General features: G+C 58.0%; 9 protein-coding genes. 7 read left to right on the forward strand and 2 right to left on the reverse strand.

The features are described 5' to 3' along the window. Window positions 1–147: 147 nt before the first annotated feature. Together pulA and gspB are read left to right on the forward strand one after the other, a co-directional pair. Window positions 148–3420, forward strand: a complete 3273-nt coding sequence (gene pulA, locus KCG39_RS23360) for a pullulanase-type alpha-1,6-glucosidase (RefSeq protein ID WP_049114209.1) — start codon at window positions 148–150, stop codon at window positions 3418–3420. Window positions 3421–3491: 71 nt separating this feature from the next. After that, window positions 3492–4016 carry a type II secretion system assembly factor GspB gene (gspB, locus tag KCG39_RS23365; protein ID WP_049114208.1) on the forward strand — a complete coding sequence of 175 codons (525 nt, stop codon included), beginning with the start codon at window positions 3492–3494 and terminating at the stop codon, window positions 4014–4016. Between the two features lie 29 nt (window positions 4017–4045). Here the strand turns inward: gspB and pulS are convergent, their stop codons facing one another. After that, window positions 4046–4423 (reverse strand): GspS family T2SS pilot lipoprotein variant PulS, encoded by a 378-nt coding sequence (gene pulS, locus KCG39_RS23370; RefSeq protein ID WP_004129085.1) that lies wholly within the window; start codon window positions 4421–4423, stop codon window positions 4046–4048. Window positions 4424–5118: 695 nt separating this feature from the next. Here pulS and mrcB point away from each other — a divergent pair. The 5 genes from mrcB to fhuB all read left to right on the forward strand — a co-directional run bounded on the left by mrcB (window position 5119) and on the right by fhuB (window position 13907). Next, complete coding sequence (gene mrcB / locus KCG39_RS23375; protein WP_004129087.1) at window positions 5119–7671, forward strand: bifunctional glycosyl transferase/transpeptidase; 2553 nt, start codon at window positions 5119–5121, stop codon at window positions 7669–7671. Window positions 7672–7945: 274 nt separating this feature from the next. Continuing rightward, window positions 7946–10195 carry a ferrichrome porin FhuA gene (gene fhuA / locus KCG39_RS23380; protein WP_142468514.1) on the forward strand — a complete coding sequence of 750 codons (2250 nt, stop codon included), beginning with the start codon at window positions 7946–7948 and terminating at the stop codon, window positions 10193–10195. A 45-nt stretch (window positions 10196–10240) separates the two neighbouring features. Next, window positions 10241–11038, forward strand: coding sequence for a Fe3+-hydroxamate ABC transporter ATP-binding protein FhuC (gene fhuC, locus KCG39_RS23385; protein WP_004129090.1), 798 nt, complete (start codon window positions 10241–10243; stop codon window positions 11036–11038). After that, window positions 11038–11928, forward strand: a complete 891-nt coding sequence (gene fhuD, locus KCG39_RS23390; RefSeq protein ID WP_112166707.1) for a Fe(3+)-hydroxamate ABC transporter substrate-binding protein FhuD — start codon at window positions 11038–11040, stop codon at window positions 11926–11928. Before fhuC ends, fhuD begins: the two co-directional genes overlap by 1 nt. Beyond that, on the forward strand, window positions 11925–13907 hold the full coding sequence (fhuB, locus tag KCG39_RS23395) for a Fe(3+)-hydroxamate ABC transporter permease FhuB (protein ID WP_004129092.1): 1983 nt from the start codon (window positions 11925–11927) through the stop codon (window positions 13905–13907). The genes fhuD and fhuB overlap by 4 nt, the downstream gene beginning before the upstream one ends. Before the next feature lie 118 nt (window positions 13908–14025). Here fhuB and hemL read toward each other — a convergent pair whose 3' ends face one another. Further along, a complete protein-coding gene (gene hemL / locus KCG39_RS23400; RefSeq protein ID WP_142468513.1) occupies window positions 14026–15306 on the reverse strand; it encodes a glutamate-1-semialdehyde 2,1-aminomutase in 1281 nt (426 codons plus the stop codon). Window positions 15307–15370: the final 64 nt, after the last annotated feature.

Below are 15370 nucleotides of genomic sequence, written 5' to 3' on the forward strand. Positions count from 1 at the left end.
ATCAGCATATACCCTAAATAATTCGAGTTGCAGGAAGGCGGCAACGCAGTGAGTCCCCAGGAGCGTACTTAAGTACGTGACTGGGGTGAGCGAGGCAGCCAACGCATATGCAACTTGAAGTATGACGGGTATTAAAGGGACTATCGAATGCTCAGATATACCCGTAATGCCCTGGTTCTGGGATCGCTGGTTTTACTTAGCGGCTGCGATAACGGATCCTCTTCTTCTTCCTCTGGAAATCCCGACACCCCTGGTAATCAGGATGTCGTTGTACGTTTACCTGACGTTGCGGTGCCCGGCGAAGCGGTCACGGCAGTAGAAAACCAGGCGGTCATCCACCTGGTGGATATTGCCGGCATCACCAGCAGTAGCGCGGCGGACTACAGCAGCAAAAACCTCTACTTATGGAACAACGAAACCTGCGACGCGCTGAGCGCGCCGGTAGCGGACTGGAATGACGTCAGCACCACGCCGAGCGGCAGCGATAAATATGGCCCGTACTGGGTGATTCCGCTCAACAAAGAGAGCGGCTGTATCAACGTCATTGTCCGCGACGGCACTGATAAGCTGATCGATAGCGACCTGCGGGTGTCGTTTGGCGACTTCACCGATCGTACGGTTTCGGTGATCGCCGGTAACAGCGCGGTCTATGACTCCCGCGCCGACGCTTTCCGCGCCGCTTTTGGCGTCGCGCTGGCCGAAGCCCACTGGGTCGATAAAAATACGCTGCTGTGGCCGGGCGGACAGGACAAGCCCATCGTGCGCCTCTACTACAGCCACAGCAGTAAAGTGGCGGCGGATGGCGAAGGCAAATTTACCGACCGTTACCTGAAACTGACGCCGACTACCGTCAGCCAGCAGGTCAGCATGCGCTTCCCGCACCTTTCCAGTTATGCGGCTTTTAAGCTGCCGGACAATGCGAACGTTGACGAGCTGCTGCAGGGCGAAACGGTCGCCATTGCCGCCGCAGAGGACGGGATCCTGATTTCCGCCACACAGGTGCAGACGGCGGGCGTCCTGGATGACACCTATGCCGAAGCGGCGGAAGCGCTGAGCTACGGCGCGCAGTTGACCGACGGCGGCGTCACCTTCCGCGTCTGGGCGCCGACCGCTCAGCAGGTGGATGTGGTGGTCTACAGCGCGGACAAAAAAGTGATTGGCAGCCATCCGATGACCCGCGACAGCGCTTCCGGCGCGTGGTCATGGCAGGGCGGTAGCGATCTGAAAGGCGCTTTCTACCGCTATGCGATGACGGTTTATCACCCGCAGTCGCGCAAGGTTGAACAGTACGAAGTCACCGACCCGTATGCGCATAGCCTGTCGACCAACTCGGAGTACAGCCAGGTTGTCGATCTCAACGACAGCGCGCTGAAGCCTGACGGCTGGGACAGCCTGACGATGCCGCATGCCCAGAAGACGAAAGCGGATTTAGCGAAGATGACGATCCATGAATCGCATATTCGCGATCTCTCTGCGTGGGACCAGACCGTTCCGGCCGAACTGCGCGGAAAATACCTTGCGCTGACCGCCGGCGACAGCAATATGGTGCAGCATCTGAAGAAGCTCTCCGCTTCAGGCGTCACGCACGTTGAGCTGCTACCGGTCTTCGATCTGGCGACGGTGAACGAGTTCAGCGACAAAGTCGCCGATATTCAGCAACCGTTCAGCCGCCTGTGCGAAGTGAACAGCGCGGTGAAAAGCAGCGAGTTCGCCGGATACTGCGACAGCGGCTCCACGGTGGAAGAGGTACTGAATCAGCTTAAGCAGAGCGATAGCCAGGATAATCCGCAGGTGCAGGCGCTGAATACGCTGGTGGCGCAGACCGACTCCTATAACTGGGGCTACGATCCGTTCCACTATACGGTTCCTGAAGGATCCTACGCGACCGATCCGGAAGGCACGGCGCGCATTAAAGAGTTCCGCACCATGATTCAGGCGATCAAGCAGGATCTGGGGATGAACGTCATTATGGACGTGGTCTACAACCACACCAACGCCGCGGGCCCGACCGACCGCACGTCGGTGCTGGATAAGATCGTGCCCTGGTACTATCAGCGTCTGAATGAAACCACCGGCAGCGTCGAATCCGCCACCTGCTGTTCCGACTCCGCGCCGGAGCATCGGATGTTTGCCAAGCTGATCGCCGACTCGCTGGCGGTGTGGACCACGGACTACAAAATCGATGGTTTCCGCTTCGATCTGATGGGCTATCACCCGAAAGCGCAAATTCTGTCAGCGTGGGAGCGCATTAAGGCCCTGAACCCGGATATCTACTTCTTCGGCGAAGGCTGGGACTCTAACCAGAGCGATCGTTTTGAAATCGCCTCGCAGATTAACCTGAAAGGTACCGGCATCGGCACGTTCTCCGATCGCCTGCGCGATTCCGTGCGCGGCGGCGGCCCGTTCGATTCCGGCGATGCGCTGCGTCAGAACCAGGGCGTCGGCAGCGGCGCGGGCGTGTTGCCAAACGAACTCGCCAGCCTGAGTGATGACCAGGTCCGCCATCTGGCCGATCTGACCCGTCTGGGGATGGCCGGTAACCTCGCTGATTTTGTGATGATCGACAAAGACGGCGCGGCGAAGAAAGGCAGCGAAATTGACTATAACGGCGCGCCTGGCGGCTACGCCGCAGACCCGACGGAAGTCGTCAACTATGTTTCGAAGCACGACAACCAGACGCTGTGGGACATGATTAGCTATAAAGCGTCCCAGGAAGCCGACCTGGCGACCCGCGTTCGCATGCAGGCCGTTTCGTTGGCGACGGTGATGCTGGGGCAGGGGATCGCGTTCGATCAGCAGGGCTCGGAACTGCTGCGTTCGAAATCCTTTACCCGCGACTCCTACGATTCCGGTGACTGGTTCAACCGCGTGGATTATTCCCTGCAGGATAATAACTACAACGTTGGCATGCCGCGCATCAGCGATGACGGCAGCAACTATGACGTAATTACTCGCGTCAAAGAGATGGTTGCCACTCCGGGCGAAGCGGAGCTGAAGCAGATGACCGCGTTCTACCAGGAACTGACCGAGCTGCGGAAATCCTCGCCGTTGTTCACCTTAGGCGACGGCAGCGCGGTAATGAAGCGCGTTGATTTCCGTAATACCGGTTCAGACCAGCAGGCCGGTCTGCTGGTGATGACCGTGGATGACGGGATGAAAGCGGGCGCCAGCCTGGATAGCCGCCTTGACGGCCTGGTAGTGGCGATTAACGCCGCGCCGGAAAGCCGCACGCTGAATGAGTTTGCCGGTGAAACGCTGCAGCTGAGCGCGATCCAGCAGGCGGCGGGCGAAAACTCGCTGGCAAACGGCGTGCAGATTGCCGCTGACGGCACCGTCACCCTGCCGGCCTGGTCCGTTGCGGTGCTGGAGCTGCCGCAGGGCGATGGCCAGGGCGCCGGGCTGCCGGTAAGCAGTAAGTAAAACCATAACCTCCCGGCCCGCGGGGCCAAAACCCCGGGCCGGGATGGTGTGTCTTGATTAAGGAGAAACCCGTGCTTATTCGCCCGCAAGAGCCGTACCCGCAGTCTGAGCCCCCGGCGGCGGTGGGAAGAATGGTGCAGATCCCCTACGTGACCGTACCGCTGTACGCCGCGCTGCTGATTGCGCTCGGATGGTTCGGCGGCGAGCAGTGGCGGAACAAGCCCGAGCCGCAGTCGATGAGGCCGCCGGTAGCCCATGCGGCGTTAGTTCCGCTGAATCAACCTGCGGTCAAAGCTGCCGTGGCGCCGGTTAACGCCGAGCCCGAAATTGAGGCTGAACCGGAAATAGCGATAGATGAAGATAACCTGCCGCCTCTGCGCTACAGCGCGCACGTCTACGCCTCGCTGGCGGAGAAACGCAGCATTGTATTAAACGGACAATCCTGGAGGGAGGGCGATTCGCCGCTGGCAAACCTGGTTATTGAGCAGATTCAGCAGGATCTCACCGTATTTAGCTTCAACGGTAAAACATTTACCCTCGCGGCGCTGGATGACTGGCCGGGCGGGAAGATTGAGGAGAGTCCGCAGGCGGAATAAAAATTGCGCGAGCGGAATTAAAATAAGCGCTATTTATTGCCGCGCAGGCTATCAATAAAGGGCGCCAGCTGGCGATTAAACTGGCTGCATTTTGTCGCTTCCGGGGTACTGTCCTGCTGGAGTTGTTGATATAGCTGCGTGCTGCGTTGGCTTAAAAGATTAGCGTCAATATTCGCCCATCCGCGCTTTTTACCCACGTTTATTGCCGCACGGTTAATCGCTTCATCGGCGGGAAGATCGCTGCGGTTGCACTTATTCTTCAGATAGCGCGCCCCGGCAGCGACGGAGGCAAGCTGCTCTAGCTGGGCCTGACCGCTCACGGCAGGACTGAGGGTTGTCGGGCGATTTTGCTGACAACCTGAGAGCAGGACGACCGCCATCAGCGGAAATAGAATAAAGTTGCGCATAATATATTAATCGGAAAAATTAATTGGCTGACAGTTTAACAAATATTTATCCGTAGTCATCAGAAAATCTGCCAAATTATATACCCTAAATAATTCGAGTTGCTTAAAGGCGGCAAGGGAGTGAGTCCCCAGGAGCATAGATAACTATGTGACTGGGGGAGTGAGCGTAGCCAACACATAAGCAACTTGAAGTATGACGGGTATAAATGTTAAACGGCTCTCGTTTTTATCATTGTGCGCTTTTAAATTCCTTTTCTTTCATCTGCGTTATTCCTTTTTGCTGGCGGAAATACTATTTTCCGGCGTTGCCGTTCCGCTTTCTTTTGGCGGCATGTAGAAGGATACGGACGGACATGTTTATGTTGTTAAAAAACATAATAATTTCCCTTTTGTTACCTGATGAGCATGTAAAATGCTGGTTAAGAATGTCGCGGTTTAGTGCTATCCTGTATCGCCTGGACAACAAGTACCGTGTCCCGAACTATTCTGTCGATGAAGCCGGTAACAATGTGATTTGTATGGTGAATTTTTAAAGTGAAAATCATGCGAGCGACATGATAACGCGTCGCGCAGTTCATAAATGGTCGCCTGAAAGCCAAAACGGTCGGGCGTCAATTTGAGAGATTTCTTCTTTCCCCCAATCGGGGAAACATTGAGAATCAGGCCTTTACGCCTGTAAGTTGCGGAGAAAAAGCATGGCGGGAGATGACCGCGAGCCGATCGGACGGAAGGGGAGACCCTCGCGCCCGGCAAAACAAAAGGTAACTCGTCGTCGGGTTCGGGAAGAGGACTACGATGACGATTACGATGATGACTATGAGGATGAAAAACCGATGCCGCGGAAAGGAAAAGGCAAAGGCGGTAAACCCCCTCGTCGTAAACGCGCCTGGCTATGGCTGCTGATTAAGATTGGGGTCGTCTGCGCGGTGTTGATTGCCGCCTATGGCGTCTACCTCGATCAGAAAATCCGTAGCCGCATTGATGGTAAAGTCTGGGATCTGCCCGCCGCGGTCTATGGCCGGATGGTCAACCTTGAGCCGGATATGCAGATCAGCAAAAACGAAATGGTGCGCCTGCTTAACGCCACGCAGTATCGCCAGGTGAGCGCGATGACGCGCCCGGGCGAATATACGGTACAGGCCAACAGCATCGAGATGATTCGCCGTCCGTTCGATTTCCCGGACAGTAAAGAAGGGCAGGTGCGCGCGCGTCTGACCTTCAACGGCGATCGCCTGGACACCATCGAGAATATGGATAATAACCGCCAGTTCGGTTTCTTCCGTCTCGATCCGCGCCTGATCACCATGCTGCAATCGGCCAACGGCGAACAGCGTCTGTTTGTTAAGCGCAACGGCTTCCCGGATCTGCTGGTCGATACCCTGCTGGCGACGGAAGACCGCCATTTCTACGAACACGACGGCATCAGTCTCTACTCGATTGGCCGCGCGGTGCTGGCGAACCTGACCGCCGGGCGTACGGTGCAGGGGGCGAGTACGCTGACCCAGCAGCTGGTGAAGAACCTGTTCCTCTCCAGCGAACGTTCTTACTGGCGTAAGGCTAACGAAGCCTATATGGCGCTGATCGTTGATGCCCGCTACAGCAAGGATCGTATCCTTGAGCTGTATATGAACGAAGTGTACCTCGGTCAGAGCGGCGATAACGAGATCCGCGGCTTCCCGCTGGCGAGCCTCTATTACTTTGGCCGTCCGGTGGAAGAGCTGAGCCTCGATCAGCAGGCGCTGCTGGTGGGGATGGTAAAAGGCGCGTCGGTCTACAACCCATGGCGTAACCCGAAACTGGCGCTGGAGCGACGCAACCTTGTGCTGCGTCTGCTGCAGCAGCAGCAGGTTATCGATCAGGAGCTGTATGACATGCTGAGCGCGCGTCCGCTGGGCGTACAGCCGCGCGGCGGGGTTATCTCTCCGCAGCCGGCGTTTATGCAGATGGTGCGCCAGGAGCTGCAGGCGAAACTGGGCGACAAAGTGAAAGATCTCTCTGGCGTGAAGATCTTCACCACCTTCGACTCAGTCGCGCAGGATGCGGCGGAAAAGGCGGCGACGGAAGGTATTCCGGCGCTGAAGAAACAGCGTAAGCTGCCGGATCTGGAAACCGCGATGGTGGTTGTCGACCGCTTCACCGGCGAGGTGCGGGCAATGGTCGGCGGGGCGGAGCCGCAGTTTGCCGGCTATAACCGCGCAATGCAGGCGCGCCGTTCGATTGGTTCACTGGCAAAACCGGCGACCTATCTGACCGCGCTGAGCCAGCCGAACCAGTATCGTCTCAATACCTGGATTGCCGATGCGCCAATCTCTATTCGTCTGTCTAACGGCCAGACATGGTCGCCGCAGAACGACGACCGTCGCTACAGCGATAGCGGTAAAGTGATGCTGGTCGACGCGCTAACGCGTTCAATGAACGTGCCGACGGTGAACCTCGGGATGGCGCTGGGCTTGCCGGCGGTGGTCGATACCTGGACTAAACTGGGCGCGCCGAAGAATCAGCTGAACGCGGTTCCGTCGATGCTGCTGGGGGCGTTGAACCTGACGCCGATTGAAGTGGCGCAGGCGTTCCAGACCATCGCCAGCGGGGGCAACCGCGCGCCGCTGTCAGCGCTGCGGTCCGTTATCGCCGAAGATGGTACCGTGCTCTATCAGAGCTATCCGCAGGCGGAGCGCGCGGTGCCGGCCCAGGCGGCTTACATGACGCTATGGACCATGCAGCAGGTTGTGCAGCGCGGTACCGGTCGCCAGCTGGGCGCGAAGTATCCGGGTCTGCATCTGGCGGGTAAAACCGGGACCACCAACAACAACGTTGATACCTGGTTTGCCGGTATTGACGGCGGTCAGGTGACCATTACCTGGGTGGGTCGCGATAATAACCAGCCGACCAAGCTGTACGGCGCCAGCGGCGCGATGTCGATTTATCAACGCTATCTGGCAAACCAGACCCCGACCCCGCTGGTGCTGACGCCGCCGGAAGATGTGGTGGATATGGGTGTCGATGGCAGCGGTAACTTTGTCTGCAGCGGCGGCATGCGTTCGCTGCCGGTATGGACGACCACGCCGGACGCGCTGTGCCGCCAGGGCGAACAGATCCAACAGCAGCAGCTTGAACAGCAACAGGCGAATAACCCGTTTAATCAGTCCGGGCAGCAGCAGCCGCAGCAAAACCAGCAGCAGCAACCGCCGAAGCAGGAGAAGAGCGATGGCGTCGCGGGCTGGATTAAGGATATGTTCGGCAGTAATTAACGATCCGCTTCATCCTTCAAGCCGACGTTTCGTCGCTTAAATGGATGCTGAAATAAAGGCCCCCTAATACCTCAGTATTAGGGGGCCTTTTTATATCGATAAATTAATTAACACCCGCTTAACTCCACACTTACCGTCTGGTTATTTATTCATCCTTTGATATTTCGTCAGGGGCATATTTCTTGCCTTGCCGCGATCGTTTCGCCTATTATGTCAGCCGTTATAATAATAATTCTCGTTTACGTTATCATTCACTTCTATTAGAGATATACCCATGGCGCGTCTTAAAACTGCTCAGCCAAATCACTCGCTGCGTAAACTCGCAGCTGTAGTAGCCACGGCGGTTAGCGGCATGTCTGTTTATGCACAGGCGGCAGTTGAACCGAAAGAAGAAACCATTACCGTTACTGCCGCTCCGGCCCCGCAGGAGAGCGCCTGGGGACCGGCAGCGACCATCGCGGCGCGACAATCGGCCACCGGAACCAAAACAGATACGCCTATTCAAAAGGTGCCACAGTCTATTTCCGTGGTGACCGCTGAGGAGATGGCGCTACATCAACCGAAGTCCGTTAAAGAAGCACTGAGCTATACGCCTGGTGTTGCCGTGGGAACGCGTGGTGCCTCTAATACTTATGACTATCTGATCATCCGCGGTTTCGCTGCTGATGGCCAAAGCCAGAATAACTTTCTGAATGGCCTGAAAATGCAGGGTAACTTCTATAATGATGCGGTGATTGATCCCTATATGCTGGAGCGTGCGGAAGTCATGCGCGGTCCGATTTCTGTACTTTACGGAAAGAGCAGTCCGGGTGGTTTGCTGAATATGGTCAGCAAACGTCCTACAACGGAGCCGCTAAAAGAAGTCCAGTTTAAAATGGGCACCGATAATCTATGGCAGACCGGTTTTGACTTCAGCGATGCGATTGACGAGGACGGCGTTTATTCTTATCGCCTGACTGGTCTGGCGCGCTCCGCTAATGCACAGCAGAAGGGCGCTGAGGAGCAACGTTACGCGATTGCACCCGCTTTTAGCTGGCGCCCGGATGACAAAACTAACTTTACGTTTCTCTCCTACTTTCAGAATGAGCCGGAGACTGGTTACTACGGGTGGTTGCCGAAAGAGGGAACGGTGTCACCGTTACCGAACGGTAATCGTCTCCCAACCGACTTCAACGAAGGCGCCAATAACAATACTTACTCACGTAATGAGAAAATGGTTGGCTATAGCTTTGACCACGAATTCAACGATACCTTTACGGTGCGCCAGAACCTGCGTTACGCGCAAAATAAAGTTTCGCAGAACAGTGTCTACGGCTATGGCATGTGTTCTGACCCACTTTATTCGAGCAACCCAACCACCAGCCCTTGCGCCAGTGTTCCTCAGTCACAATGGGGCCATACGCTGACCCGGCAGTACGTTATTGATAATGAAAAATTACAGAATTTCTCTGTCGATACCCAATTGCAAAGCAAGTTCGCAACCGGTTCAGTAGATCACGTTCTGCTGACTGGCGTCGATTTCATGCGGATGCGTAACGATATCGATTCCTGGTTTGGCTATGCGGGTTCAGTGACGCCATCCGATATCTATAATCTCGATCGCAGCGATTTTGATTTTGGTTCGCACCCAGGGCCATCAGGTGCTTATCAAGTGCTGAATAAACAGAAACAGACGGGTCTTTACGTACAGGACCAGGCGCAGTGGGATAAAGTGCTGGTTACTCTGGGTGGCCGTTACGACTGGGCGAAGCAGGATTCGTTGAACCGTGTTTCCGCTATGCAGAGCTCCAGAAATGATAAACAATTTACCTGGCGCGGTGGTGTTAACTACCTGTTCGATAACGGTATAACGCCTTATTTCAGTTATAGCGAATCGTTTGAGCCAGCCTCGCAGACCGGCGCAAGCGGTAATGTTTTTGCTCCGTCTAAAGGTAAACAGTACGAAGCTGGTGTGAAATACGTACCCAACGATCGTCCTATCGTGATTACCGGTGCCCTCTATCAGTTGACCAAAACCAATAACCTGATGGCCGATCCTGCAGGTTCGCTTTTCTCGGTTGAAGGTGGTGAAATTCGTTCGCGCGGCGTGGAGATTGAAGCCAAAGCTGCGCTTTCAGCTAGTGTCAACGTTGTCGGTTCTTATACCTATACCGATGCGCAATACACTACGGATACCTCCTACAAAGGTAACACGCCGGCACAGGTGCCAAAACATATGGCATCCCTGTGGGGGGACTACACCTTATTTAACGGTCCTCTGTCTGGACTGACATTGGGTACTGGCGCACGTTTCACTGGCTCCAGCTATGGTGATCCAGCGAACTCCTTTAAGGTGGGTAGCTACACGGTTGTTGATGCATTAGTCCGTTATGACCTGGCCCGCGTGGGTATGGCGGGTTCTAACGTGGCGCTTCACGTGAACAACTTGTTTGACCGAGAGTATGTGGCAAGCTGCTTTAATACTTATGGCTGCTTCTGGGGCGCTGAGCGCCAGGTTGTGGCGACCGCGACTTTCCGTTTCTAACCACTTAACGGGCGCGGTTCGCCGCGCCTCTTACCAGGTTCCGTTATGCAGGAAAACATTCCGCACTCCGATACGACGTTTTCACTGGACCGCGTGACCTTCCGCGTGCCCGGCCGAACGCTGCTGCATCCTCTGTCGTTAACCTTCCCGGCGGGAAAAGTCACCGGCCTGATTGGCCATAACGGCTCCGGTAAATCAACGCTGCTGAAAATGCTTGGCCGCCATCAGCCGCCGTCGGACGGGGATATTTTGCTCGACGGCCAGCCGCTCGACAGCTGGGGCAGCAAAGCGTTTGCCCGCAAAGTCGCCTATCTGCCGCAGCAGCTGCCGCCGGCGGAAGGCATGACGGTGCGTGAGCTGGTGGCGATCGGCCGCTACCCGTGGCACGGGGCGCTGGGGCGTTTTGGCGCGGCGGATCGGGAGAAAGTGGAAGAGGCGATAGCGCTGGTCGGGCTAAAACCGCTGGCCCACCGGCTGGTGGACAGCCTCTCCGGCGGTGAACGCCAGCGCGCGTGGATTGCCATGCTGGTGGCCCAGGATAGCCGCTGCCTGCTGCTTGATGAACCGACCTCGGCGCTGGATATCGCCCATCAGGTGGATGTGCTGGCGCTGGTTCATCGCCTCAGCCAGCAGCGCGGGCTGACGGTGATCGCCGTACTGCATGATATCAATATGGCTGCGCGCTACTGTGACTATCTGGTTGCGCTGCGCGGCGGTGAGATGATCGCTCAGGGAACGCCCGAGGCGCTGATGCGCAGCGAAACCCTGGAACAAATTTACGGCATCCCGATGGGGATCCTGCCGCATCCGGCTGGCGCAGCGCCGGTAAGTTTTGTCTATTGATGGAAAACCTCACATTCATCACGCGGCGGCGCCTGCTGACCGCGATGGCGCTGTCGCCCCTGCTATGGCAGATGCGCGGCGCGCGGGCGGCGGAAGTGGATCCGCAGCGTATTGTCGCGCTCGAATGGCTACCGGTAGAGCTGCTGCTGGCGCTGGGCGTCACGCCCTACGGCGTTGCCGATATCCCTAACTACCGGCTGTGGGTCAATGAACCGGCGCTACCTGACTCGGTGATTGACGTCGGGCTGCGCACAGAGCCCAATCTGGAGCTGCTGACCCAGATGAAGCCATCGTTTCTGGTCTGGTCGGCGGGGTATGGACCTTCGGCGGAAAAGCTGGCGCGTATTGCGCCCGGGCGAGGATTTACCTTCAGCGACGGTAAGCGCCCGCTGACGATGGCTCAGCAGTCGCTGAGCGAAATGGCTGAACTGATCGGTAAGCAGCAGCAAGCGAAACGTCATCTGGCTGAGTTTGACGCGCTGATGGAGAGTCTGCGCCCGCGCTTTGCCCGGCGCGGCGATCGTCCGCTGCTGATGATCACTCTGCTTGATACCCGGCACGTGCTGGTTTTTGCGCAAAACAGCCTGTTCCAGGAAGTGCTCGACCGTTTTGCCATCAACAATGCCTGGCACGGGGAAACCACCTTCTGGGGCAGCGTCACTGTGGGTATTGACCGGCTGGCGGCATATAAAGACGCTGACGTTATCTGCTTCGACCACGGCAATGCGCGAGAGATGGCGCAGCTTATGGCGACGCCGCTGTGGCGGGCTATGCCGTTCATTCGCGAAGGGCGTTTTCAGCGTGTCCCGGCGGTATGGTTCTATGGCGCGACGCTATCGGCGATGCATTTTGCCCGCGTGCTGGCCGATGCTCAGGGAGGCCCGGCGTGAGATCGCGAATTTCGCCATTGGCGGCATTACTGCTCTTAATTCTCCTTAGCGTGGCTTCGGCGCTAACGCTGTTCAACCTCAACGTGGCGCTGCCGCGAAGCGAGTGGGGACAGGCGCTCTGGCAGCCGAATATCGATAATATTGCCCAGATGCTGTTCCACTACAGCCTGCTGCCGCGGCTGGCGATATCGCTGCTGGTCGGCGCCGGGCTGGGGCTGGTGGGCGTGCTGTTCCAGCAGGTGCTGCGTAACCCGCTGGCGGAGCCGACGACGCTCGGCGTGGCGACCGGGGCGCAGTTAGGCATGACGGTGACCACGCTGTGGGCAATCCCTGGCGTGCTGGCGTCGCAGTTTGCCGCGCTGGCCGGAGCATGCATTGTCGGCGCGCTGGTATTTGGCGTTTCGTGGGGCAAACGCCTCTCGCCGGTGACGTTGATTCTGGCAGGATTGGTGGTGAGTCTCTACTGCGGCGCGCTTAATCAACTGATGGCGATCTTCCATCATGACCAGCTGCAAAGTATGTTCCTGTGGAGTACCGGCACCCTGACGCAGACCGACTGGAGCGTGGTGCAGCGGCTGTGGCCGCAGTTGCTGGGCGGAGCGATGCTAACCCTCCTGCTGCTGCGTCCGCTGACCCTGATGGGGCTGGACGACGGCGTGGCGCGCAACCTAGGTCTGGCGCTCTCGCTGGCGCGGCTGGGGGCGTTGACCCTGGCGATTATCATCAGCGCCCTGTTGGTGAATGCGGTGGGGATTATTGGTTTTATCGGTCTGTTCGCGCCGCTGCTGGCGAAGATGCTGGGCGCTCGCCGACTGCTATCGCGCCTGCTGCTGGCGGCCCTGATTGGCGCGCTGCTGCTGTGGCTCTCCGATCAGCTCATCCTGTGGCTGGCCCGGGTGTGGATGGAGGTCTCCACCGGTTCGGTGACCGCGCTGATTGGCGCGCCGCTGCTGTTATGGCTGCTGCCGCGCCTGCGCAGCATTAGCGCGCCGGTGATGAACGGTGGCGATAAAGTGCTGGCTGAACGCCAACATGTGCTGTGGTTCGCGCTGGGCGGGCTGGCTATTCTGCTGCTGGCCATCGTCGCGTCGCTGGCTTTCGGCCGCGATGCGCAGGGCTGGCACTGGGCCAGCGGTACGTTACTGGATCAGCTGATGCCCTGGCGCTGGCCGCGCATTCTGGCGGCGCTGTTCGCTGGCGTGATGCTGGCGGTAGCGGGCTGCATTATCCAACGCTTAACCGGAAATCCAATGGCCAGTCCGGAAGTGCTCGGCATCAGCTCGGGCGCGGCGTTCGGCGTGGTGCTGATGCTGTTCTTGGTGCCGGGAAATGCCTTTGGCTGGCTGCTGCCCGCCGGTAGCCTCGGTGCGGCGGCGACGCTGCTGGTCATTCTGATTGCCGCCGGGCGCGGCGGATTTTCGCCGCACCGTATGCTGCTGGCGGGGATGGCGCTGAGCACCGCGTTTACCATGCTGCTGATGATGCTGCAGGCCAGCGGCGATCCGCGAATGGCGCAGATCCTGACATGGATTTCCGGCTCCACCTACAGTGCGACGCCGGAGCTGGTGGTGCGCAGCGGCGTGATGATGCTGATCCTGCTGGCGCTGGCCCCGCTTTGCCGCCGCTGGCTGACGATTCTGCCGCTGGGCGGCGAGGCGGCGAGGGCGGTCGGTATGGCGCTGACGCCGTCACGCATTGGGCTACTGCTGCTGGCGGCATGTTTGACCGCGACCGCGACGCTGACGATTGGTCCGCTCAGTTTCGTGGGGCTAATGGCGCCGCATATTGCGCGTATGATGGGCTTCCGGCGTACGATACCGCATATGGTGATCTCTGGCCTGATTGGCGGAGTGCTGCTGGTATTCGCCGACTGGTGCGGCCGAATGATGCTGTTCCCGTACCAGATCCCGGCGGGCTTGTTGTCGACTTTTATTGGTGCGCCGTACTTTATCTATCTATTAAGAAAACAGAGCCGGTAGCTTTTCCGCATCGCGATGCCCGGCGGGTGTCGCGATGTTATAAGCCGCTTATTGATTTTCAAAGAGTACAGCACTTCGGAGAGGCATTGCCGGGGCTGAGCAGCCCCGGCAATCAGAGTTACAGCTTCGCGAAGGCGTTACGCGCGGCGGCAACGGTGTTGTCGATATCTTCTTCGCTGTGGGCGATGGACATAAATCCAGCTTCAAACGCCGACGGCGCCAGATAGACGCCCTCTTCCAGCATCAGGTGGAAGAAGCGTTTGAAACGCTCTACGTCGCATTTGACCACGTCCTGGTAGCAGGTCACGGTTGGCGCGTCGGTAAAGAAAATGCCGAACATGCCGCCAACATTATTCACCACCAGCGGAATACCGGCATCGCGAGCGGCGTCCAGCAGACCCTGAGCCAGCTGGTTGGTCAGTTCGGTTAGCGTCTCGTGCACACCGGGCTGCGCCACTTCGCTTAAGCAGGCGAAACCTGCCGCCATCGCGATGGGGTTGCCGGAGAGGGTGCCTGCCTGATAAACCGGGCCGGTCGGCGCGAGGGCATCCATCACTTCCCGACGGCCGCCGAATGCGCCTACTGGCATACCGCCGCCGATGATTTTGCCAAGGCAGGTTAGATCCGGCACCACGCCGTAGTAATCCTGCGCGCCGGCGAGCGCCACGCGGAAGCCGGTCATCACTTCATCGATAATCAGCAGCGCGCCGAATTCGTCGCACAGCGCGCGCAGGCCTGGCAGAAACTCTGGCAGCGGCGGGATGCAGTTCATATTACCGGCCACCGGCTCAACGATGATGCAGGCGATATCCTGCGGGTACTGCTCGAACGCGGCACGAACCGAGGACAGATCGTTATAGGTGCAGGTCAGGGTGTGTTTAGCGAAGTCCGCCGGCACGCCCGGCGAATTCGGTTGGCCGAGCGTCAGCGCGCCTGAGCCGGCCTTCACCAGCAGGCAGTCGGCGTGGCCGTGGTAGCAGCCTTCGAACTTAATGATTTTGTCACGGCCGGTGAAGCCACGGGCCAGGCGAATGGCGCTCATGGTCGCTTCGGTACCGGAGTTCACCATGCGGACCATATCCATGGTCGGGACCAGTTCGGTAACCAGCGCCGCCATTTTGACTTCCATCTCGGTTGGCGCGCCAAAGCTTAAACCGCGTTCGGCGGCTTCAATGACCGCGTTGCGGATGGCCGGGTGGTTGTGACCCAGCACCATTGGGCCCCAGGAACCGACATAATCGATATACGCTTTACCATCAACGTCGTAAAGGTAAGCGCCGTCGGCGCGATCGATAAACAGCGGCGTACCGCCGACGCCGGTAAAGGCACGTACCGGAGAGTTCACGCCGCCGGGAATAAGTTCACGCGCAGCGTTATACAGATTTTCAGATTTGCTCATTGCCTGGGTCCTGGTTCGTGAAAAATGTTTTGTCGGTTATTCTAAGTTATTCCAGGAAGGTTAT

The organism is Klebsiella pasteurii, from assembly GCF_018139045.1.
In the GTDB taxonomy this organism is placed as follows: domain Bacteria; phylum Pseudomonadota; class Gammaproteobacteria; order Enterobacterales; family Enterobacteriaceae; genus Klebsiella; species Klebsiella grimontii.